The organism is Pseudomonas sp. 2,4-D (assembly GCF_030418155.1).
GTDB classification, from domain to species: Bacteria; Pseudomonadota; Gammaproteobacteria; order Pseudomonadales; family Pseudomonadaceae; genus Aquipseudomonas; species Aquipseudomonas alloputida.
Genome location: NZ_JAUHUI010000048.1, coordinates 16547 through 38122 on the forward strand (window position 1 = coordinate 16547; position 21576 = coordinate 38122).

Consider the following 21576-nt stretch of genomic DNA (forward strand, 5'->3'; position numbering starts at 1 on the left):
GCCTGTCATGCTGAGCCCATACATGTCGCCCGTGGAACGGGTCTGGTTCTACAGCCTGCGCATTCTCTGTGGCTTGATCCTGCTGTTCCTGATCTTGCCAGTGCTGGTGATCGTGCCGCTGTCGTTCAACAGTGGCAGCTTCCTGGTGTACCCGCTGCAGGGCTTCTCGCTGCAGTGGTATCAGGACTTCTTCGGCTCGGCCGAATGGATGCGGGCGTTGAAAAACAGCATCATCGTTGCCCCAGCGGCCACGGTGCTGGCCATGGTGTTCGGCACTTTGGCGGCCATCGGCCTGACCCGTGGCGATTTCCCCGGCAAGTCGCTGGTGATGGCGCTGGTGATATCGCCCATGGTGGTGCCGGTAGTGATCATCGGGGTGGCCAGTTACCTGTTCTTCGCCCCTCTGGGCATGGGCAACAGTTTCACCTCGCTGATTCTGGTGCATGCGGTACTGGGTGTGCCGTTCGTCATCATTACCGTGTCGGCGACGCTGCAGGGGTTCAACTACAATCTGGTGCGTGCGGCGGCCAGTCTGGGAGCTTCGCCTCTGCTGGCTTTCCGCCGGGTAACCCTGCCGCTGATCGCACCCGGCGTCATCTCGGGAGCCCTGTTTGCCTTTGCCACCTCGTTTGACGAGGTGGTGGTGACGCTGTTCCTCGCAGGGCCGGAGCAGGCAACCCTGCCGCGGCAGATGTTCAGCGGTATTCGCGAGAACCTGAGCCCGACCATTGCCGCGGCGGCGACCTTGTTGATTGCGTTCTCGGTGGTGTTGCTGTTGACCCTGGAATGGTTGCGTGGGCGTAGTGAGAAGCTGAGGACCCAGCAGCCGGCCTGATGAGGGGTTGCCTGTGCGGGCCTATTCGCGGCTAAAGCTGCGAAGAGGCCCGCACAGGTTGCGCTGGTCGACAGCAATTGATACCAATCAGCCTTCATCGCTTTCCCTGAGTTACAATGCGCGCCACCGTGACTCTGCCAACAGGTGCGCCATGCAGCCCTACGCTATTGCCCCCTCCATTCTCTCTGCCGATTTTGCCCGCCTGGGTGAGGACGTCGACAAGGTATTGGCTGCGGGTGCAGACATCGTCCACTTCGATGTCATGGACAATCACTATGTCCCCAACCTGACCATCGGTCCGATGGTTTGCACCGCTCTGCGCAAGTACGGCGTTACTGCGCCGATCGACGTGCACCTGATGGTCAGCCCGGTTGACCGCATCATTGGTGACTTTATCGAAGCGGGTGCCACCTACATCACCTTCCACCCTGAAGCCACGCAGCACATCGACCGTTCGCTTCAGCTGATCAAGGATGGTGGTTGCAAGGCCGGCCTGGTGTTCAACCCGGCCACCAGCCTGGACGCCCTGAAGTATGTGATGGACAAGATCGACATGGTGCTGCTGATGAGCGTCAACCCAGGCTTCGGCGGGCAGAAGTTCATCCCCGGCACCCTCGACAAACTGCGCGAAGCGCGTGCGCTGATCGACGCCAGTGGCCGTGATATCCGTCTGGAGATCGATGGTGGCGTGAACGTCAACAACATCCGCGAGATCGCTGCCGCTGGCGCCGACACCTTCGTGGCCGGCTCGGCGATCTTCAACGCCCCGGACTACCAGGAAGTGATCGCCAAGATGCGCGCCGAACTGGCCCTGGCCCGCCCATGAGTGGCTTCGAGCAGCTGTTCCCCGGAACGCTGCCAAGGCTGGTGATGTTCGATCTGGACGGTACCCTGATCGATTCCGTGCCTGACCTGGCCGCCGCTGTGGACCGCATGCTGCTCGAACTGGGGCGCCCGCCTGCTGGCCTTGAGGCCGTGCGCCACTGGGTTGGCAATGGCGCCCAGGTGCTGGTGCGCCGCGCGTTGGCGGGCGGCATCGACCATGCCGACGTGGACGATGCGCTGGCAGATCAGGCGTTGGCGCTGTTCATGGACGCTTATGCCGAAAGCCATGAACTTACCGTGGTCTACCCCGGCGTGCGCGACACCCTGCGCTGGCTGCGCAAGCAGGGCGTGGAGATGGCGCTGATTACCAATAAGCCTGAGCGCTTTGTTGGCCCGCTGCTGGACCAGATGAAGATCGGTAATTTCTTCCGCTGGATCATTGGTGGCGACACCCTGCCGCAAAAAAAGCCCGACCCGGCGGCGTTGCTGTTCGTCATGCAGATGGCCGGTGTTACCCCGCAGCAGTCCCTGTTTGTCGGTGATTCGCGCAGTGACGTGCAGGCGGCGAAGGCGGCTGGCGTGCAATGCGTGGGCCTGACCTACGGCTATAACCATGGCCGGCCGATCGACGACGAATCCCCCAGCCTGGTAATCGACGACCTGCGCGCATTGCTGCCCGGTTGCGCAGACCCGGCCACTGGGATAACGTTGGCGGACCTTCAAGCCTCACAAGACAGAGAGTCCACCGTGGCGGTTACTGGCAAATTCTGGATGAAAGTCATCAAGGCCTTGGCCCGTTGGCGTTGGCGCGCCTGACTTCAGCCTGCCGGCGTGTGCCGGCCCGTCCGTTTGCCTGACCTATTGCTGCTTGCCACGAGACTACTCATGAACCGCGAAGAATTCCTGCGCCTGGCCGCTGCCGGCTACAACCGTATTCCCTTGGCCTGTGAAACCTTGGCCGACTTCGACACGCCGCTGTCGATCTACCTGAAACTGGCTGACCAGCCCAACTCGTACCTGCTCGAATCGGTGCAGGGCGGGGAGAAGTGGGGCCGTTACTCGATGATCGGCTTGCCATCGCGCACCGTGATGCGTGTGCATGGCTACCATGTCAGCATCCTGCACGATGGGGTCGAGGTGGAAAGCTGCGAGGTCGAAGACCCGCTGGCATTCGTTGAAACCTTCAAGGACCGCTACAAAGTTGCCGATATCCCCGGCCTGCCGCGTTTCAATGGCGGCCTGGTCGGCTACTTTGGCTACGACTGCGTGCGTTATGTTGAAAAGCGCCTGGGGGCCAGCCCCAACCCAGACCCGCTGGGCGTACCGGATATCCTGCTGATGGTGTCCGACGCGGTGGTGGTGTTCGACAACCTGGCGGGCAAGATGCACGCCATCGTGTTGGTCGACCCAGCTGAAGATCAGGCCTTCGAACAGGGCCAGGCACGCCTGCAAGGCTTGCTGGAAACCTTGCGCCAGCCAATCACCCCGCGCCGCGGCCTGGACCTGAGCGGGCCGCAGGCGGCCGAACCGGCGTTCCGCTCCAGCTACACCCGCGAGGATTACGAAAACGCCGTCGGTCGTATCAAGGAATATATCCTGGCCGGGGACTGTATGCAGGTGGTGCCGTCGCAGCGCATGTCGATCGACTTCAAGGCTGCGCCTATCGACCTGTATCGCGCGCTACGCTGCTTCAACCCGACGCCGTACATGTACTTCTTCAACTTCGGTGACTTCCATGTGGTCGGCAGCTCGCCCGAAGTGTTGGTACGTGTCGAGGACAACCTGGTCACCGTACGCCCGATTGCCGGTACCCGCCCGCGTGGTGCGACCGAAGAGGCCGATCGTGCGCTGGAGGACGACCTGCTGTCGGACGACAAGGAAATTGCCGAGCACCTGATGCTGATCGATCTGGGTCGCAACGATGTCGGTCGTGTGTCTTCGACCGGCAGTGTGCGCCTGACCGAGAAGATGGTGATCGAGCGTTACTCCAACGTGATGCATATTGTTTCCAACGTTACCGGCCAGCTGCGTGAAGGCCTGACGGCGATGGATGCACTGCGGGCGATTCTGCCGGCTGGTACCTTGTCGGGTGCGCCCAAGATCCGGGCGATGGAGATTATCGACGAGCTGGAGCCGGTCAAGCGTGGGGTTTACGGCGGTGCCGTCGGCTATTTTGCCTGGAACGGCAACATGGATACCGCAATTGCCATTCGTACTGCAGTGATCAAGGATGGCGAGCTGCATGTGCAGGCCGGTGGCGGCATCGTTGCCGACTCGGTGCCGGCGCTGGAATGGGAAGAAACCATCAACAAGCGCCGGGCGATGTTCCGTGCGGTGGCGTTGGCCGAGCAGACTTCCGCCAGATAAATTGATTGGGGCTGCTGCGCAGCCCATTCGCGGGTAAACCCGCTCCTACAAGTGTTGCGCAAGTCTCAGGCATACGGGGCCGTCGTAGGAGCGGGTTTACCCGCGAATGGGCCGCAAAGCGGCCCCCGGCAATTTAGAAGTCCACACTAACCCCCACGCTAACGCCCTGCTGCGTCAACTCATCACTCTTGCGCCAATTGTAGTTCCCGCGCAAATGCACCCCTGCCACCAGTTCATGGCTCACACCCAGGCTCGCCCGGGTCAGGTCGCTGTGCGGCGTATACCCGGTCAGGGTGAAATCATTCGCCGGCAAGCTGGTCAGGTGCATCGTCACATCCTGCTCGTCGTCCTCAAACTCATGCTCCTGCGCCACCTCGGCAAAAAGCCGGGTATTTGGCTGTACCTGCACACTGCCCAACAACCCCACGCCCAGGCGACGTGACGTGCGCTCCTGGTCATCGAAGCCAAGCGCCGTCGAGCGCCCGCTCTTCTCGTCGTAGCCATCCACCTTCACCCGCGCATAGTCGGCACTGATGAAAGGTGCTAACTGCCAGTTGCTGGTGTCGGCCGCCAGGTTGTAGCCCAGCCGCCCGGACATTGCCCAGGCCTCGCCGTCGGTGTCGCCTTTTTCACTGCGGTCATTCACGCCCAGGGCGAAGGTACGCTTGAGGTCGCTGTAGTCCAGGTGCCCGGCGGTCAGCGCCGCGTCGGCCCACCAGCGGTCCTGACGGTATTGGGCGAAGGCGCTGGCCATATAGCTGTTCAGCTTGTAGTCCGAATCCTGTTCGCCAGCTTCCAGCTTCTGCCGGTACGCACCGCCGGCCAGGCCCAGGCGCCAGGCGTCGTTCAGGCGATAGCTGCCGCCCACGGTCAGGTTGTAGCCGCGGCCGTCACCGCTGGCCGCGCTGCGCTGGCCGTCGAAGTCCAGGTCATGAGCGCCACTGGCGACAAAGGCTTGCCATTGGCCAACGGCTTGCCAAGGCGTCTGCCACTGATTGCGCAACTCATCCTGATGAGCCCGCAGGCTGGCGTGGGCCATTTCCGGTAGCAGGGTCAGTTCCCAGGGGGCTGCGAGGATCGAGTAGGCGTAATCGGCAATCAGCTGCTGACCCGTGATGGTCGGGTGGACCGAGTCGTTGAACAGCAGTTTGGTCGGGTCTGGCGTTGTGCCGTTGATACCGTACACCGGGTTTTCCACGCAGCTATCACCGCTGTAGCAGGTACCGACCAGGTTCTGGTCGCTGGCCAGGCCGAACTGACTGGGGCTGGACAGCGCCTCGCTCAACAGCACAGGGATGTTCAGTGGAATGATCTGGGCATCGATCTGCCCTAGCTGGCTGATCAGTGACTGGTTGAACGCAGCGGAGAGCAGTGACAGTGGGTTTTGCTGTGGCGTGCCGCTGAAATTGGGCGTTTGGCCGAGGTCAGGTAGCAGCCAGACCATGATGTAGCGCGCGCCTCCTTGCTGAAGGGCTTGGGCGCTGGCAGCCAGGCGGGCGCCGGCGGCTACGGCGTCGGCCGGGCTATTCACCAGGCCCAGCAGGAAGTCGTTACCGCCACCTGTCAGGTAATACAAGGCATTTGGGTCGGCGCGCAGGCCGTTGGCCAGGTAGCCGGGGCGCTCGCGCAGCACCAACCCGGCATTGGGGTTTCCTGGTGGGATGACGGTCTCGGACGTTGTCGTGATCGAGTCCAGGATCTGTTGGGTGGTGTACCCGCCAACTGCCCAGTTATTACCATCGGGCTGGATGCCTATGGATGTCGACGGGTTCAGGTCGCCAGGCGCGACGCCCAGGCGGCCACCGAGGATCATCGGTGACACCGGAGCGAAGTTGCCGTCGGCATCGCGGTTGGTGAAACGCGCGCCTGGGGTACCGCCGCTCAGGTCGGGAAACTGCCCTGCATCGGCGAGGCTGTCGCCAAACACGATCAGGGTTGAATAGGGCGAAGGGCCGGCCAACGCCTGGCTACAGGCCAAGGCCAGTGAAGCGAGGGTAAAGCGCAATAACGGGGCTTTTCGCATCAGGGAACATCCTTTTCTTTGTTTTTATCAGGACAACCCCATCGACCTTAGCAAATCGTAGTGCTTCGCTCCCAAGTCCATTCGTTTCCCCGTGTTTACAGGCATATTGCGCCCGTCGCCCCGGTAGGCTACTGTGCCGGGACGTATGAGCGAGACCTATCCTGTGTTGATCGTCAGCAAACTCTTGATGCGCGTAATCAAGGCCCACGCCCGTTGGCGTTGGCGCGCCTGACTTTATCTCCTGCCGGCCCGCCCGGCCCGCCCCCGTTTGCCTTCTCGTTTACCGCCCGTTGTGGCAAAGCCGCGCCTGTGGCTGGTGCAGGAAGGTTCGAATCATGAAGTCAGTAGATTCAAGAGGTTTAACACCATGTTACTGATGATCGACAATTACGACTCATTCACTTACAACGTCGTTCAGTACCTTGGCGAGCTGGGTGCCGAGGTCAAGGTCATTCGCAATGACGAAATGACCATCGCCCAGATTGAGGCCCTCAACCCTGAGCGCATCGTCGTATCTCCGGGCCCGTGCACCCCAAGCGAGGCAGGCGTGTCCATCGAGGCCATCCTGCATTTCGCCGGGAAGTTGCCAGTCCTCGGCGTATGCCTGGGCCACCAGTCAATCGGGCAGGCCTTTGGCGGCGACGTTGTACGTGCACGCCAGGTCATGCACGGCAAGACCAGCCCGGTATATCACCGCGACCTGGGCGTGTTCGCCAGCCTTAACAACCCGCTGACCGTGACCCGTTACCACTCGCTGGTGGTAAAGCGTGAAACCTTGCCCGACTGCCTGGAAGTTACCGCCTGGACCTCCCATGCTGACGGTTCGGTCGATGAGATCATGGGCCTGCGCCACAAGACGCTGAATATCGAAGGGGTGCAATTCCACCCTGAGTCGATCCTGACCGAGCAGGGCCACGAACTGTTCGCCAACTTCCTCAAGCAGACCGGCGGCCGCCGTTAAGGATCGAACATGGATATCAAGAGTGCGTTGAGCCGTATCGTCGGCCAGTTGGACCTTACTACCGAAGAAATGCGCGAGGTCATGCGCCAGATCATGACCGGTCAGTGCAGCGAGGCGCAGATAGGCGCCTTCCTGATGGGCATGCGCATGAAAAGCGAAAGCATCGACGAAATCGTCGGTGCGGTGTCGGTGATGCGCGAGCTGGCCGAAAAGGTCGAGCTGCAAAGCCTCGATGGTGTCGTCGATATTGTCGGGACCGGCGGTGATGGCGCCAACATCTTCAACGTGTCCACTGCTTCGTCTTTCGTCCTGGCGGCGGCGGGCTGCCCGGTGGCCAAGCATGGTAACCGCGCGGTATCGGGCAAGAGCGGCAGTGCCGACCTGCTGGAAGCTGCCGGCATCTACCTGAACCTGACGCCAACGCAAGTGGCACGCTGCATCGACAGCCTGGGCATCGGCTTCATGTTCGCGCAAAGTCACCACTCGGCCATGAAACATGCCGCTGGCCCGCGTCGAGAACTGGGGTTGCGCACCCTGTTCAATATGCTCGGCCCGCTTACGAATCCGGCCGGAGTGAAGCACCAGGTGGTTGGTGTGTTCGCGCAAACCCTTTGCCGCCCGCTGGCTGAGGTGCTGCAGCGCCTGGGGAGCAAGCATGTGCTGGTCGTGCACTCGAAGGATGGTCTGGACGAGTTCAGCCTGGCTGCACCCACCTTCGTTGCCGAACTGAAAAACGGCGAAATCACTGAATATTGGGTAGAGCCGGAAGACCTCGGCATGAAGAGCCAGAGCCTTCATGGCCTGGCTGTCGAGAGCCCTCAGGCTTCGCTGGAGTTGATCCGCGATGCGCTGGGGCGGCGCAAGACCGAGAACGGTCAGAAGGCCGCCGAGATGATCGTGCTTAATGCTGGCGCGGCGCTGTATGCCGCTGACCATGCCATGAGCCTGAAAGCCGGTGTAGAACTGGCCCATGATGTACTGCACACCGGCCTGGCCTGGGAAAAGCTGCAGGAATTGGGTGCCTTTACTGCAGTATTCAAGGTGGAGAACGAAGCATGAGTGTGCCGACGGTGCTGGAAAGGATCATTGCCCGCAAGTTTCAGGAAGTGGCCGAGCGCAGTGCGCGCGTCAGCCTCGCCGAACTGGAGGGCCTGGCCAAGGCCGCTGACGCCCCGCGAGGCTTCGCCAACGCGCTGATCGAGCAGGCCAAGCGCAAGCAGCCCGCGGTGATTGCCGAAATCAAGAAGGCTTCGCCAAGCAAGGGCGTGATCCGCGAGCACTTCGTGCCAGCGGAAATCGCGGTCAGCTACGAGAAGGGCGGGGCCACCTGCCTGTCGGTGTTGACCGATGTCGATTATTTCCAGGGTGCCGATGAGTACTTGCAGCAGGCCCGCGCGGCTGTTTCGCTGCCGGTGATCCGCAAGGACTTCATGGTCGACCCTTACCAGATCGTCGAAGCCCGTGCCCTGGGGGCAGATTGCGTACTGCTGATCGTGTCGGCGCTGGATGACGTGAAGATGGCTGAACTGGCCGCCACTGCCAAGGACGTCGGCCTCGACGTGCTGGTGGAAGTGCACGATGGCGATGAACTGGAGCGCGCGCTGACAACACTGGACACGCCGCTGGTGGGGGTGAACAACCGCAACCTGCACACCTTCGAGGTCAGCCTGGAAACCACCCTTGACCTGCTGCCGCGCATTCCGCGTGACCGTCTGGCGATTACCGAAAGCGGTATTCTCAACCGGGCCGATGTGGAGCTGATGGCAATCAACGAGGTTTACTCGTTCCTGGTGGGTGAGGCGTTCATGCGCGCTGAGCAGCCTGGCCTGGAATTACAGCGGCTGTTCTTCCCTGAGCAGGTGAAGAAGACTGTTCAGCAACTGGACTGATCAAATGAAGCCGGCGTTTTTGCCGGCTTTTTTGTACCTGTAGTGGCCTCTTCGCGGGCAATCCCGCCCCTACACGGGTACGCGCCCTGTCGTAGGGGCGGGTTTACCCGCGAAGAGGCCAGTGAAATCAACATCATAGGTGGATCAATGACCGATCAACCCCTGGCCCTGAGCGTCGAACAAGGCCTGCACGCCGAGCAGGAGCTGCTGGCCGCCGTCTGCCGCGGCGAACGCGAAAGTGGCGTGCTGTTCTGGCGCCCCACCGACCACGCGCTGGTCATGCCTCGGCGCATGAGCCGGCTGGGCAACTTCGAGGTCGCCTGCGCGGAATTGGCTATTGCTGGCTGGCCGGTGCTGTTGCGAGAAACCGGCGGTGAGCCGGTGCCTCAGTCGCATTCGACGGTGAACGTTGCACTGGTCTACGCCGCGCCGCGCAGTGAAGGCGACCATGGCCGTATCGAAAATGCCTACGAGCGCCTGTGTCTGCCGCTGTGCGATGTGCTGCGCGAGTGGGGCGGTGTAGCGTCGGTCGGGGAAATCGACGGGGCCTTCTGCGATGGCCGCTACAACGTCAACCTCAATGGCCGCAAATTGGTGGGTACCGCCCAGCGCTGGCGTCAGGGCCTGGGTGGCAAGCGCCCGGTGGTGCTGGTGCACGGTGCGCTGCTGCTGGACAACGAGCGTGAGTCGATGGTGGCGGCGGTCAACCGCTTCAACGAGTGCTGTGAGCTGGAGCAACGCTGTCGCGCCGATGCGCACATCGCCTTGCACGAAGTGGCGCCGGCAGCACCCTGGTTCGAGCGCCTTTCGCAGGCCTACGCCAAGGTACTGGCCGAGTTGCCCAAGGACTAGCGGGTACCGTAGACCACCATGGTCTTGCCCTTGACCTGCACCAGGCTGCGTTCCTCAAGGTCTTTGAGAACGCGGCCGACCATTTCCCGAGAGCAACCGACGATTCGGCCAATTTCCTGACGGGTAATCTTGATTTGCATGCCATCGGGGTGGGTCATGGCGTCGGGCTGCTTGCACAGTTCCAGCAGGCAACGGGCAACTCGCCCGGTGACGTCGAAAAATGCCAAATCGCCAACCTTGCGCGTGGTGTTGCGCAGGCGCTGGGCCATCTGGCTACCCAGGGCATAGAGGATTTCCGGGTCCTGGCGCGCCAGCTCGCGAAACTTCTCGTAGCTGATTTCGGCCACTTCGCATTCGGTCTTGGCGCGTACCCAGGCACTGCGCTGCTGCTCGCCATCAACGGGCTCGAACAGGCCTAGCTCGCCAAAAAAATCGCCATTGTTGAGGTAGGCAATGATCATTTCATGGCCGTCGTCGTCCTCGATGAGGATGGTGACCGAACCCTTGATGATAAAAGACAGTGTCTCGGCCCGGTCGCCGGCGCAGATGATATTGCTTTTGGCGGTGTAGCGGCGGCGCTGGCAGTGTACCAGTAGCTTGTCGATGTTCTTTATCTTGGCGGGTAGGGCGGAGGCAACCATCACGAAATCCTGTTCGATATGACGCATAGGCTTTTTTTAGAGGTTGGCTGACGGAAAGCGCCAGTCATTTGGCGCCAGCTTATCAGACACTACAAGATGTTTCGGTACTAAACCGACACATCTCGTGCTTTTCCCACAGCCGCGCAAGGTCTAAGCTGACACCCTTTTCCGAAAATCAGGAGTCCGGGTAGATGAAGGCACGTATCCAGTGGGCCGGTGAGGCAATGTTCCTCGGCGAATCGGGGAGCGGCCATGTCGTCGTAATGGACGGCCCGCCCGAGGCCGGCGGCCGCAACCTGGGCGTGCGACCGATGGAAATGCTGTTGCTGGGCCTGGGTGGCTGCAGCAGCTTTGACGTGGTCAGCATTCTGAAGAAGTCGCGCCAGGCAGTGGAAAGCTGCGAGGCATTTCTGGAGGCGGAGCGCGCCAGCGAAGACCCTAAGGTGTTCACCAAGATTCACATGAACTTCGTGGTGAAGGGGCGTGGGCTGAAAGAGGCGCAGGTCAAGCGGGCGGTGGAGCTGTCGGCGGAAAAGTATTGCTCGGCTTCGATCATGCTTGAGCGTGCCGGGGTTGAGATTACCCATGGGTACGAAATCGTAGAGCTGGGTTAAGGCTGAGATTCCGGGGCCGCTTTGCAGCCCTTGTGGAAGCGGGTGAACCCGCTCCCACCTGCGGCCCGGGCGAGCTTCAGTTGCGCAGGGCCGGAAGGGCTATCCGCAACCATTGCGGAAGACTGCTTCTCAGCGCCTGGCTCAACCGCTCCCGGCGCTTCTGGTAAACCAGCCCAAGCCAGATAACCCCCAGCCCGATCATGGTCAGCACCACCGGGAACAGCAGCGACTGGGCAAACACCTCGTACGACAGATATCCCAGATAAGCCGCCACCCCCAGCGCACCAAACACCATGAACACCGGCCGACGCAGCAGCACCGCCATGCCCATCAGCGCAATGTTGATCAGGCAGTAAATGGCCTTGCCCAACTCACTGCCGCTTTCCAGTAGTGTCAACCCGCCCCAGAATGCTGCCAGTCCGGCGAGGTAACCCCAACGGGCGTAGTCTTCACGCGTGCGGCCGTCTATCACGAGGAACACCACCAGCAAGCCCAGCCCAAACCACAGGGATACCTGGCGGCGCTGCTCCCAGCTGAACGGGGAGCCGAAGAACCACTCGCTAAGGTCCATCGACATGAACCACAAGGCTACGGCCATTGGCATGACGACGAACGGGTAGGGGATCAGCCGCAGCATCAGCAGCCCGGCAAGCACCGTGGCCGCTTCCATCGCCAGCCAGCCACCCTGCACGTAGGTGTAGTACTGGTGGTAGTCGGCCTGCACATCGTCCAGTGGCCACCAGCCGAACATGCGTTCGATAGCGAATACCGCCAGCGGCACGATGCTGACTGCTACAGCTGCCAGCACGCCAGCGGCGACGGGCTGGGCGCGGCGTTGCAGATTGAGGGCGAACAAGGTGATCAACAGGATATAGAGGCTGGCGATGATCAACAGCGCGCTGTCACCGAGGCTCATCCAGGCCTCGGTGAGCAACCAGCCCAAGGCCGCCATGATCAGCATGGCGCCAAAGTAGAAGGCAACATGGGCCAGCTGAAAGCTGCCACGTGGTGCGGGTTGCTGGCGCAGGAATGCCAACAGGCTTTGGTCCTGACCTGGTTGGAGAATGCCTGCTTGCACGGCGCGCGCCAGGTCCTTGGCGTCGAATCGATCCGTCATGGTGATGCCTTCAGATACGGTATGTGCTCTTGGTCATGACCTTGGCCAGCAAGCTCATGCCAAAGCGGACGGGGGCCGGGAAGCGGTAACCACCGGCTTCCAGTGCAGACTCGGCGTGCTGTTCTTCGTCGATGCGCATTTGCTCGAGAATGGCCCGGGATTTTTCATCTTCGTGCGGGAGCTGCTCCAAGTGCTCGTCAAGGTGCTTGCACACCTGATGTTCGGTAGCGGCGACGAAGCCCAGGCTGACTTTGTCGCTGACCAGCCCGGCCAGCGCGCCGATGCCGAACGACATGCCGTAGAACAGAGGGTTGAGCACGCTCGGGTGGCTGTTCAGCTGGCGAATGCGCTGCTCGCACCAGGCCAGGTGGTCCACTTCTTCCTCGGCGGCATGCTCCATGGCCTTGCGCACTTCCGGCAGCTTGGCGGTCAGGGCTTGGCCTTGGTACAGCGCCTGGGCGCAGACTTCACCGGTATGGTTGATGCGCATCAGTCCGGCAATATGACGGGCCTGTTGTTCGTCCAGGTCAACGTCTGGCTGGACGATGGCCGGCGATGGCCGGGCGGGTTGGCCGCTGAAAGGCAGCAAGGTGCGCATGGCAGTATCGGCCTGCAGCAACAAGCGGTCGAGCGGCGAGTAGTGACGTTCGGTAGCCATCGGGCACCTCCGCAAGAATGTGCCCGACAGTTTACCGCAATAGCGGCGGGGTCGCTTGCCGTGGGTCAGCCCGGTGGCCAGTTCATCTGGCGCTGGCCAAGCACGTGCATATGGATGTGGTAGACGGTCTGGCCGCCTTTTGGGTTGCAGTTCATGACCACACGGAAACCTTCCTCGCAGCCTTGTTCGACAGCCAGGCGCTGGGCGGTGAACAGGATGTGGCCAGCCAGGGCCTTGTCTTCTTCGGTCAGGTCATTGAGGGTGCGAATGTGCTTTTTCGGGATGACCAGAAAATGTACCGGTGCCGCGGGTGCAATGTCCTTGAAGGCCAGGATCTGGTCGTCTTCATAGATGATATCTGCCGGGATTTCCCGGTTGATGATTTTGAGGAATAGATCGTCCACAGCACTTGCTCCATGGTGAGGGTCGGGCCGAGTGTACTCAGCCGTGAGCCGCTCGCCCAGTGGCTATTCCATGCCTGAGGGGCAATAGCGGCGGTGGATGGCCCCGGCCAGCTTGCGCACCAGCCAGCGCGGCAGCAGCCTCGGTGCGAACGCCAGCCAGCGGTTGCGCCGGCCGGGCATGATCAGTGCGCGGTTCTTGTCCAGTGCCCGCACGGTGTACAGCGCCACTTCCTCGGGGCTGAGACAGCGCGGCTTGCCATCGAGCCGCGCAATGCGCCGGCGTGCGGAACGTACTGGGCCAGGGCACAGTACCGAGACCTTGATGCCGGTACGCTTGAGTTCTTCACGCAGGGCCTGGGAAAAGCTCAGCACGTAGGCCTTGCTGGCGGCATAGGCGGCCATCCATGGGCCAGGCGCCACCCCGGCCAAGCCGGCGACGTTGAGAATCTGCCCGCCACCCTGTACAGCCATCAGGTTACCGATGGCGTGGCACAGGCGGCTCAGGGCCAGCACGTTGACTTCCAGCAGATCCTGTTCGTCGGCCCATTCATGGGCCAGGAACGGGCCATAGGTGCGCAAGCCCGCGCAGTTGACCAGTAAATCGATACGCCGCTCGCCTTCTTCCAGCTCCAGCACGAAGCCTGAAAGGCGCAACGGCTGGCTGAGGTCGCAGGCGCGGAACAGCACCTCGACACCGAAACGCTGGGTCAGCTCGATGGCGACAGGCTCCAGCGTTTCTCGTTGGCGTGACACCAGGATCAGGTTCCGCCCGCGCCGTGCCAGCGCTTCCGCCAAGGCCAGGCCCAGGCCGCTGGAAGCACCAGTGATCATGGCGTAACGGGTCATGCAAGGCTCCTGGGGCCGGAAGAGGGCGCCTAGTGTACAACTTGCCCGTGCAAGGTGTTGCCTTTTGCTACAAGGCGCGGGCGCGCAGAACCTGGCAGTGCTCCAGGGCTTGCCGGTACTCGCCATGCAGGCGCTCGATCAATGCGCTGGCGCTGGGCAGGTCATGGATTGCACCGACGCCCTGGCCCGCTGACCATACGGTCTTCCAGGCCTTGGCTTCGTCATCGATCGGCTTGAGCTTGCCTTGCACCTGCCCGCCTTTGAGGGCGTTCATGTCGTAGCCGGCCTGCTCCAGGCTCTGGCGCAAGAAGCTGGCGGGGATGCCGGACACCACGGGTGTGTGAATGATGTCGGCGGCATGGGCATCCAGCAGCATCTGTTTGTAGGTGCCCTGAGCCTGGCTTTCTGTGGTGGCGATGAAGCGCGTGCCCATGTATGCCAAGTCCGCCCCCAGCAGTTGTGCGGCCAGGATTTCGTGGCCGTGGTTAATGCAACCAGCCAGCAGCAGGGTCTTGTCGAAGAACTGGCGAATTTCTGCGGCCAGGGCGAACGGGCTCCAGGTGCCGGCATGGCCGCCTGCGCCGGCGGCGACGGCGATAAGGCCATCGACACCGGCTTCGGCGGCTTTTTCTGCATGCCGGCGGGTGGTGACATCGTGGAGCACCAGGCCGCCGTAGCCGTGTACGGCATCGACCACTTCCTTTACCGCCCCCAGGCTGGTGATAACGATTGGTACACGCTGTTCGACGCACAAGGCCAAGTCGGCCTGCAGGCGCGGGTTGGTCGGGTGGACGATCAGGTTGACGGCGTAGGGCGCTGGCGCCTGCAGTTGAGCCAGGCCTGCCTCGATCTCTTCCAGCCAAGCCTTGAAGCCAGCGCTGTCGCGTTGGTTCAGGGCCGGGAAACTGCCAACTACACCGCTGGCGCAGCAGGCCAGCACCAGTTGGGGGTTGGAGATGAGGAACATCGGCGCGGCAACCACGGGCAGCCGCAGGCGTTGTTCGAGCGAGGCAGGTAGCGACATGGCAAGGCTCCTTGAGCGGGCGGCTATGTCAGAACGGTTTCACCACCACCAGAATGACGATAGCCAGCAGGATCAGCACGGGCACTTCGTTGAACCAGCGATAGTAAACGTGGCTGCGGGTGTTGGTGCCGTTGGCGAAGCGTTTGCGCTGGGCACCGCATACGTGATGGTAGCCGGTCAGCAGGATGACCAGGGTGAGCTTGGCATGCAGCCACCCCTGGCTCAGCCAGCCGGGGGTGAGGTACAGCATCCAGGCGCCAAAAATGTAGGTGGCGATCATCGCCGGGTTCATGATGCCGCGGTACAGCTTGCGCTCCATGGTAACGAAGCGTTCCTGGCTGATGCTGTCCTGGCTCTGGGCGTGGTAGACGAACAGCCTGGGCAGGTAGAACAGGCCGGCGAACCAGCAGACCACGCTGACGATATGCAGCGCTTTGATCCATAGGTAAAGCATGGAGGGAGTTCCTTCAGATAGTCACGGTCGTCAGATAGTAGTGGTCAGGCGCCCGAAGGGTCACCCGAAGAGTTGTTACAGGCGCCCTGCGCCCCTATTATCGTGCGCTTTCCAGACGGCTCGTTTATAAGGGGCAAGCGTTATGATCAAGGTCGGTATCGTCGGCGGCACGGGTTACACCGGCGTCGAACTGTTGCGTCTGCTGGCACAGCATCCACAGGCCGAAGTGGCGGTCATCACTTCGCGCTCCGAGGCGGGCGTGGCGGTGGCGGACATGTACCCGAACTTGCGCGGCCACTATGACGGGCTGGCGTTCAGCGTGCCGGACAGCAAGGCCCTGGCCGCCTGCGATGTGGTGTTCTTCGCCACTCCGCATGGTGTTGCCCACGCCCTGGCTGGTGAGCTGCTGGCAGCTGGCACCAAGGTGATCGACCTGTCGGCCGACTTCCGTCTGCAGGATGCCGCTGAGTGGGGCAAATGGTACGGTCAGCCCCATGGCGCACCAGAGCTGCTCAAGGACGCAGTGTATGGCCTGCCGGAAGTCAACCGCGAGAAGATCCGCCAGGCCCGCCTGATCGCTGTGCCGGGTTGCTATCCGACCGCAACCCAGCTGGGCTTCCTGCCGCTGCTGGAAGCAGGGCTGGCTGACCCGTCGCGCCTGATCGCCGACTGCAAGTCGGGTGTCAGCGGCGCTGGCCGTGGCGCCGCAGTGGGCTCGCTGTTCTGCGAAGCCGGCGAGAGCATGAAGGCCTATGCAGTCAAGGGGCATCGTCACCTGCCAGAAATCAGCCAAGGCTTGCGCCTGGCCGCTGGCAAGGATATCGGCCTGACGTTCGTGCCGCACCTGACGCCGATGATCCGTGGTATCCACGCCACCCTTTACGCGAACGTGGTCGATACGTCGGTCGACCTGCAGGCGCTGTTCGAGAAACGCTACGCCGATGAACCGTTCGTCGACGTGATGCCAGCAGGCAGCCATCCGGAAACCCGTAGCGTGCGTGGTGCCAACGTCTGCCGCATTGCCGTTCATCGTCCGCAGGGTGGTGACCTGGTGGTGGTGCTGTCGGTGATCGACAACCTGGTCAAGGGCGCCTCCGGCCAGGCGGTGCAGAACCTCAACATTCTATTCGGCCTGGATGAGCGCATGGGCCTGGCCCATGCCGGCTTGCTGCCGTAAGTCCGCCAGCATTGGAAAAGGCCCGCGTCGTGCGGGCCTTTTTGCAGGTCGCGACTAAAGCCGCACAATTCTTGACCGATTTTCTCGGGAAAGCGGATAATGCGCGTCATCGAGTTTTATGGCGGCTACCGCGCCGGGAGAATCAACATGAGCGTCGAAACCTTCACCCCTACAGGTCTGGAGTTCACCCATGGGGCAGCCCAGAAGGTGAAAAACCTGGTCAATGAGGAAGGCAATGAACGTCTGAAACTGCGGGTGTTCGTGACCGGTGGTGGTTGCTCGGGCTTCCAGTATGGCTTCACCTTCGATGAAGACGTGGCCGAAGATGACACCATTGTCGAGCGCGAGGGCGTTTCCCTGGTGGTCGACCCGATGAGCTTCCAGTACCTGGCAGGTGCCGAAGTGGACTACCAGGAAGGCCTGGAAGGTTCGCGTTTCGTGATCAAGAACCCGAATGCCGCGACCACCTGCGGTTGCGGGTCGTCGTTCTCGATCTAAGGGCTGGGCATACGAAAACGCCGCGCAATTGCGCGGCGTTTTGCTTTCTGGCGTAGCGGCTATGCCGGGTAGATTGCGCCCAGTACGCGCAGGCCCTTGGCGGCAGTGACGCTGGGGCGGTTGGCGGCGATACCCTCCAGGCAGCAGTGAGCCAGCCAGGCGAAGGCCATGGCTTCGACCCAGTCCGGGTCTACGCCATAGGCGCCAGTGCTTGCGACACGGGCCGCAGGTAGCAGCTGGCCAAGACGGGCCATCAGCGCGCCGTTGCGGGCGCCTCCACCACAGACCAACAGCGCCTCGGTGCCTTGCTGGGCTTTGCCAAGCGAATCGATGATGCTGCGTGCGGTCAGTTCCAGCAGTGTCGCCTGCACGTCCTGGGCCCGGTATGCCGGCAGGGTGGCCAGGTGGCGATCCAGCCAAGGCAGGTTGAATACCTCGCGGCCGGTACTCTTCGGGCCGCTGCCGGCAAAGAACGGGTCAGCCATCAGTACGCTGAGCAACCTGGGCTGCACCACACCCGAGGCAGCCCATGCGCCATCTGCATCGTAGGCGTGGCCGTGCTCGCGCTCGATCCAGGCATCCAGCAGCACGTTCCCCGGGCCGCAATCGAACCCATGAACCGGCTTGTCCTGCTCGATCAGGCTGAGGTTGCTGAAACCGCCTACGTTAAGGATTGCCAGTCGCTGGCCAAGGTGGTTGAACAGGGTTTCGTGAAAGGCGGGCACCAGCGGCGCGCCTTGGCCGCCGGCCGCTACATCGCGGCGGCGGAAGTCGGCGACCACGCTGATGCCGGTCAGTTCGGCGAGCAGCGCCGGGTTGCCGATCTGCACAGTAAAACCACGTGCCGGTTCATGGCGGATGGTCTGGCCGTGGCTACCAATGGCGCGGATGGCTTCCGCCTTCAGGCCCTGGCGGGCCAGCAACTGGTTGATACCTTCCCCTGCCAGGCTGGCCCAGCGGTTTTCCGCCAGTGCCGCACGTGCGATCTCGTCAGGGCCGCTGCTGCACAGGGCAAGCAGCTCCTGCCGCAAGTCGTCGGGCATGGGCAGGTAATGAGTGGCGAGCAGCTCAAGCTGCTCGCCTTGTTCGATCAGGGCAATGTCCAGGCCATCGAGGCTGGTGCCGGACATCACCCCCAGATAGAGCGCCATGGCTTAGCGCTTGTTCGCTGCGAGCATGGTTGCCTTTTCCTGGTCCATACGGGCAATCAGTGGTTGGCTCTGCTGCAGGAAGCGTTGGCGCTCGTTTTTGGCGATCGGGTCGGCCATCGGCACTTTTTGGCTCAGCGGATCGACGTGCACGCCGTTGACCTGAAACTCGTAGTGCAGGTGCGGTCCGGTGGACAGGCCAGTGGTACCGATATAGCCAATGATCTGGCCCTGCTTGACCGTGCTGCCGGTCTTGATGCCCTTGGCGAAGCCCTGCATGTGGCCGTACAGCGTCTTGTAACGGTTACCGTGCTGGATAATCACGGTATTGCCGTAGCCGCCTCGGCGACCGGCCAGTTCGATACGGCCGTCACCGGCTGCCTTGATCGGCGTACCGCGGGGGGCCGCGTAGTCGACGCCTTTGTGGGCGCGGATCTTGTTCAGGATCGGGTGCTTGCGGCCGGCGGAAAAGCGCGAGCTGATGCGGGCGAAGTCGACGGGGGTACGGATGAAGGCCTTGCGCAGGCTGTTGCCGTCGGCGGTGTAGTAGGCAGTGTTGCCCTGCTTGTTGGTATAGCGCACGGCGGTGTAGGTCTTGCCGCGATTGGTGAAGCGGGCGGACAGGATATTGCCGGTGCCGACGACCTTGCCGTCCATCACTTTCTGCTCATAGACCACGTCGAATTCGTCACCCGGACGAATGTCCTGAGCGAAGTCGATGTCGTAACCCAGCACGCGGGCCAGGCTCATGGTCATGCTGTGGGACAGGCCGGCGCGCTGGGCCGATGCCGACAGCGAGCTCTTGATCACGCCGTGGGCATAGGCGGTACGCACCACCGGCTTGCTGATTTCACGATTGAAGGTGTAGCCCTTGGCGGTCTTGGTCAGTTGAATGGTTTCGAGGTTGCTGACCTTGCTGTGCAGGCTGGCCAATTGGCCATCCTTGTCGAGTTCGAACTGCAGCACCTGGCCGTGCTTTAGCTGGCTGAACTGCTTGGCCTGCTTGTTACTTGCCAGCAGGTCATGCACTGCATTGGCAGGCAGACCAACCTTGGCGAACAGGGTGGACAGGGTATCGCCGCGGGCCACGGTGACTTCGCGGTGGCCAGGCTCCTTGGCGGCCTCGGCAACCGGTTCGGCGGCCGGAGCCTGCTGATCGGCCTTCTGGGTTTCGGGGGTAGCCTCTTCGATCTGGGCGAAAGGCGAGCCTTGCTCACTTTCGCTTTGCACCAGTGGCGCGGCGCGGGATTCGTCTTTCAGCTGCTCGGCAGGGCTTTCGAGCTCGAGGTTGAGGGTAGTTTTCTTGGCTTCCACTTCGCTGGAAGGAAATACCAGCAAAGCCAGGCTGAGCAGGGCGGCGATGCCGCTGGCGGCCAACAGATGGCTCTTCGGATAAAGCGGGGGCGCTTTAGGCGGTTCGTTGGTCATGGGCAAGGTGACTTTGAAAAAAGTGAAATGGAAAAGATGAATGACATGATGAAGATGAAATAACTGTATAAAATATAACCAAATCCATTTTCACGCAAGGGCGCGTAGACGCCGCAAGCCTGTGTTCGGGTCACATCCCTTTGCGAAACTTGTATTTGACGGCCGATCTTGTATGGTTGGCTCCCCCTGAATCTGAGCCTTGCGGGTTTGTCTATGAAGTCGGTTGAAGAGCAGCTGGCGCTTATCAAGCGCGGTGCGGAAGAAGTACTGGTCGAGTCGGAACTGGTGGAGAAGCTCAAGCGCGGCCAACCTCTGCGCATCAAGGCCGGCTTCGACCCGACCGCTCCGGACCTGCACCTGGGTCACACGGTGCTGATCAACAAGCTGCGCCAGTTCCAGGATCTGGGCCATCAGGTCATCTTCCTGATCGGTGACTTCACCGGCATGATCGGCGACCCGAGTGGCAAGAGCGCCACGCGCCCGCCGCTTACCCGCGAACAGGTGCTGGAGAACGCCGAGACGTACAAGCAGCAGGTGTTCAAGATTCTTGACCCGGCCAAGACTGAAGTTGCGTTCAACTCCACATGGATGGACAAGCTGACCCCTGCCGACTTCATTCGCCTGGCTTCGCAGTACACCGTCGCGCGCATGCTGGAGCGTGATGACTTCGACAAGCGTTACACCACCAATCAGCCGATTGCCATTCACGAGTTCCTCTATCCGCTGGTGCAGGGGTACGACTCGGTAGCGCTGAAAGCGGACGTCGAGCTGGGCGGTACCGACCAGAAGTTCAACCTGCTGATGGGGCGTGAACTGCAACGGTCTTATGGCCAGGAAGCGCAGAACATCGTAACCATGCCACTGCTCGAAGGGCTCGACGGCGTGAAGAAGATGTCGAAGTCGCTGGGCAACTATGTCGGCATCCAAGAGGCGCCAGGGGTGATGTACAGCAAGCTGGTGTCGATCCCGGATACCCTGATGTGGCGTTACTTTGAGCTGCTGAGCTTCCGTTCGATGGAAGAAATCGAGCAGTTCCGGGCCGATGTTGCAAATGGCGCCAACCCACGTGACATCAAAATCAAGCTGGCGGAAGAAATTGTGGCGCGCTTCCATGGTGAGGAGGCTGCGGCCAATGCTCACCGTGCTGCCGGTAACCGTATGAAGGAAGGCGAGCTGCCGGAAGACTTGCCGGAGATCGAAGTGGCTGCGGCGGAAGACCTGCCAATTGCTGCGGTGCTGAACCGGGCTGGTCTGGTCAAGAACTCGGCGCAGGCGCGAGACTTGCTGAATAGCGGTGCGGTGAAAGTTGATGGTGCAGTGGTCGACAAGGACTTCATGTTTGTCCTTGGTGCTACCCATGTGTGCCAAGCGGGCAAGAAGTCGTTTGGCCGGGTTACCCTCAAGGCTGAGTGATTGCCTGGATGGTGTAGCTATATAGAAGCGGGGAGGCCGGTAGGCCTCCCCGCTTTGTATTCAGCAATATTAAGGTTTCTTGAAATTAAAGGTTGACGGGCTTTCGAATCCCCTTATAATGCGCCCCACTTCCAGCGACAACGGAACGACAAACTCCTTGAGATTCAATGAGTTAGACGATTCGGAAGGTGCTGTAAGGGCTACGATCAAATGATCGAAAGCGGTTGAGATGATGGTTGACAGCGCTTCCAAGTGCTGTATGATTCGCCTCCCGCTACGAGAGATCGCAGCGAGCCAAGTGTTTGAAGCTAAACGAGTTTCTCGCAAAAAACTTCAAAATAAACGCTTGACAGGCTCTGAGGAAAGCGTAGAATGCGCGCCTCGGTTGAGACGAAAAGCTCT

General features: G+C 61.5%; 22 protein-coding genes. 12 read left to right on the top strand and 10 right to left on the bottom strand.

Annotated features, from left to right (window positions below):
* Positions 1 to 7 precede the first annotated feature (7 nt).
* The 4 genes from QYE47_RS23830 (at position 8) to trpE (ending at position 4027) form a co-directional block, all read left to right on the top strand.
* Positions 8 to 835: an ABC transporter permease gene (locus tag QYE47_RS23830; RefSeq protein ID WP_014589454.1), complete on the top strand. Its 828-nt coding sequence runs from the start codon at positions 8 to 10 to the stop codon at positions 833 to 835.
* A gap of 151 nt (positions 836 to 986) precedes the next feature.
* Complete coding sequence (gene rpe, locus QYE47_RS23835) at positions 987 to 1661, top strand: ribulose-phosphate 3-epimerase (protein WP_003255539.1); 675 nt, start codon at positions 987 to 989, stop codon at positions 1659 to 1661.
* Complete coding sequence (locus QYE47_RS23840) at positions 1658 to 2476, top strand: phosphoglycolate phosphatase (RefSeq protein ID WP_070383380.1); 819 nt, start codon at positions 1658 to 1660, stop codon at positions 2474 to 2476. The genes rpe and QYE47_RS23840 overlap by 4 nt, the downstream gene beginning before the upstream one ends.
* Before the next feature lie 69 nt (positions 2477 to 2545).
* On the top strand, positions 2546 to 4027 hold the full coding sequence (trpE, locus tag QYE47_RS23845) for an anthranilate synthase component I (RefSeq protein ID WP_014589456.1): 1482 nt from the start codon (positions 2546 to 2548) through the stop codon (positions 4025 to 4027).
* A gap of 133 nt (positions 4028 to 4160) precedes the next feature.
* Here the strand turns inward: trpE and estP are convergent, their stop codons facing one another.
* Positions 4161 to 6050 (bottom strand): esterase EstP, encoded by a 1890-nt coding sequence (gene estP / locus QYE47_RS23850; protein WP_070383381.1) that lies wholly within the window; start codon positions 6048 to 6050, stop codon positions 4161 to 4163.
* Between the two features lie 367 nt (positions 6051 to 6417).
* On the opposite strand from estP, the gene QYE47_RS23855 reads away from it, so the two are divergent.
* The 4 genes from QYE47_RS23855 (at position 6418) to QYE47_RS23870 (ending at position 9752) form a co-directional block, all read left to right on the top strand.
* Positions 6418 to 7011, top strand: a complete 594-nt coding sequence (locus tag QYE47_RS23855; RefSeq protein ID WP_070383382.1) for an aminodeoxychorismate/anthranilate synthase component II — start codon at positions 6418 to 6420, stop codon at positions 7009 to 7011.
* Between the two features lie 9 nt (positions 7012 to 7020).
* A complete protein-coding gene (gene trpD, locus QYE47_RS23860; protein WP_014589458.1) occupies positions 7021 to 8070 on the top strand; it encodes an anthranilate phosphoribosyltransferase in 1050 nt (349 codons plus the stop codon).
* Positions 8067 to 8900, top strand: coding sequence for an indole-3-glycerol phosphate synthase TrpC (trpC, locus tag QYE47_RS23865; RefSeq protein ID WP_019436725.1), 834 nt, complete (start codon positions 8067 to 8069; stop codon positions 8898 to 8900). Before trpD ends, trpC begins: the two co-directional genes overlap by 4 nt.
* A 147-nt stretch (positions 8901 to 9047) precedes the next feature.
* Entirely contained in the window at positions 9048 to 9752 is a 705-nt protein-coding gene (locus QYE47_RS23870; RefSeq protein WP_014589460.1) for a lipoate--protein ligase family protein, read from the top strand.
* Here the strand turns inward: QYE47_RS23870 and crp are convergent.
* Positions 9749 to 10393 carry a cAMP-activated global transcriptional regulator CRP gene (crp, locus tag QYE47_RS23875; protein WP_019436724.1) on the bottom strand — a complete coding sequence of 215 codons (645 nt, stop codon included), beginning with the start codon at positions 10391 to 10393 and terminating at the stop codon, positions 9749 to 9751. The two genes, QYE47_RS23870 and crp, sit on opposite strands and share 4 nt — an antisense overlap.
* Before the next feature lie 191 nt (positions 10394 to 10584).
* Between crp and QYE47_RS23880 the strand changes: the two genes are divergently transcribed.
* The gene (locus QYE47_RS23880; protein ID WP_004376171.1) at positions 10585 to 11007 is read left to right on the top strand and encodes an OsmC family protein; all 423 of its coding nucleotides are present in this window, start codon (positions 10585 to 10587) and stop codon (positions 11005 to 11007) included.
* A gap of 76 nt (positions 11008 to 11083) precedes the next feature.
* Here QYE47_RS23880 and QYE47_RS23885 read toward each other — a convergent pair whose 3' ends face one another.
* The 6 genes from QYE47_RS23885 to hemJ all read right to left on the bottom strand — a co-directional run bounded on the left by QYE47_RS23885 (position 11084) and on the right by hemJ (position 15510).
* Positions 11084 to 12124: a DUF2157 domain-containing protein gene (locus tag QYE47_RS23885; protein ID WP_014589462.1), complete on the bottom strand. Its 1041-nt coding sequence runs from the start codon at positions 12122 to 12124 to the stop codon at positions 11084 to 11086.
* Between the two features lie 10 nt (positions 12125 to 12134).
* Complete coding sequence (coq7, locus tag QYE47_RS23890) at positions 12135 to 12782, bottom strand: 2-polyprenyl-3-methyl-6-methoxy-1,4-benzoquinone monooxygenase (protein ID WP_011953317.1); 648 nt, start codon at positions 12780 to 12782, stop codon at positions 12135 to 12137.
* A 65-nt stretch (positions 12783 to 12847) separates the two neighbouring features.
* Positions 12848 to 13186: a histidine triad nucleotide-binding protein gene (locus QYE47_RS23895; RefSeq protein WP_003255518.1), complete on the bottom strand. Its 339-nt coding sequence runs from the start codon at positions 13184 to 13186 to the stop codon at positions 12848 to 12850.
* 63 nt (positions 13187 to 13249) lie between these two features.
* Positions 13250 to 14032: an SDR family oxidoreductase gene (locus QYE47_RS23900; RefSeq protein WP_070383383.1), complete on the bottom strand. Its 783-nt coding sequence runs from the start codon at positions 14030 to 14032 to the stop codon at positions 13250 to 13252.
* Between the two features lie 67 nt (positions 14033 to 14099).
* Positions 14100 to 15056, bottom strand: coding sequence for a nitronate monooxygenase family protein (locus QYE47_RS23905; RefSeq protein WP_014589464.1), 957 nt, complete (start codon positions 15054 to 15056; stop codon positions 14100 to 14102).
* Between the two features lie 28 nt (positions 15057 to 15084).
* Positions 15085 to 15510: a protoporphyrinogen oxidase HemJ gene (hemJ, locus tag QYE47_RS23910; RefSeq protein WP_014589465.1), complete on the bottom strand. Its 426-nt coding sequence runs from the start codon at positions 15508 to 15510 to the stop codon at positions 15085 to 15087.
* Between the two features lie 142 nt (positions 15511 to 15652).
* Here hemJ and argC point away from each other — a divergent pair, with 142 nt between their 5' ends.
* Both argC and erpA read left to right on the top strand, forming a co-directional pair.
* Positions 15653 to 16687 carry an N-acetyl-gamma-glutamyl-phosphate reductase gene (gene argC / locus QYE47_RS23915; protein ID WP_014589466.1) on the top strand — a complete coding sequence of 345 codons (1035 nt, stop codon included), beginning with the start codon at positions 15653 to 15655 and terminating at the stop codon, positions 16685 to 16687.
* Between the two features lie 147 nt (positions 16688 to 16834).
* Complete coding sequence (erpA, locus tag QYE47_RS23920; protein WP_003255511.1) at positions 16835 to 17185, top strand: iron-sulfur cluster insertion protein ErpA; 351 nt, start codon at positions 16835 to 16837, stop codon at positions 17183 to 17185.
* A gap of 59 nt (positions 17186 to 17244) precedes the next feature.
* Here erpA and QYE47_RS23925 read toward each other — a convergent pair whose 3' ends face one another.
* Both QYE47_RS23925 and QYE47_RS23930 read right to left on the bottom strand, forming a co-directional pair.
* Positions 17245 to 18336, bottom strand: a complete 1092-nt coding sequence (locus QYE47_RS23925) for an anhydro-N-acetylmuramic acid kinase (RefSeq protein ID WP_019436723.1) — start codon at positions 18334 to 18336, stop codon at positions 17245 to 17247.
* A 3-nt stretch (positions 18337 to 18339) separates the two neighbouring features.
* Complete coding sequence (locus tag QYE47_RS23930) at positions 18340 to 19761, bottom strand: peptidoglycan DD-metalloendopeptidase family protein (RefSeq protein WP_019436722.1); 1422 nt, start codon at positions 19759 to 19761, stop codon at positions 18340 to 18342.
* A gap of 213 nt (positions 19762 to 19974) precedes the next feature.
* Here QYE47_RS23930 and tyrS point away from each other — a divergent pair, with 213 nt between their 5' ends.
* On the top strand, positions 19975 to 21174 hold the full coding sequence (gene tyrS, locus QYE47_RS23935) for a tyrosine--tRNA ligase (RefSeq protein ID WP_010951769.1): 1200 nt from the start codon (positions 19975 to 19977) through the stop codon (positions 21172 to 21174).
* The last annotated feature ends 402 nt before the right edge of the window (positions 21175 to 21576 follow it).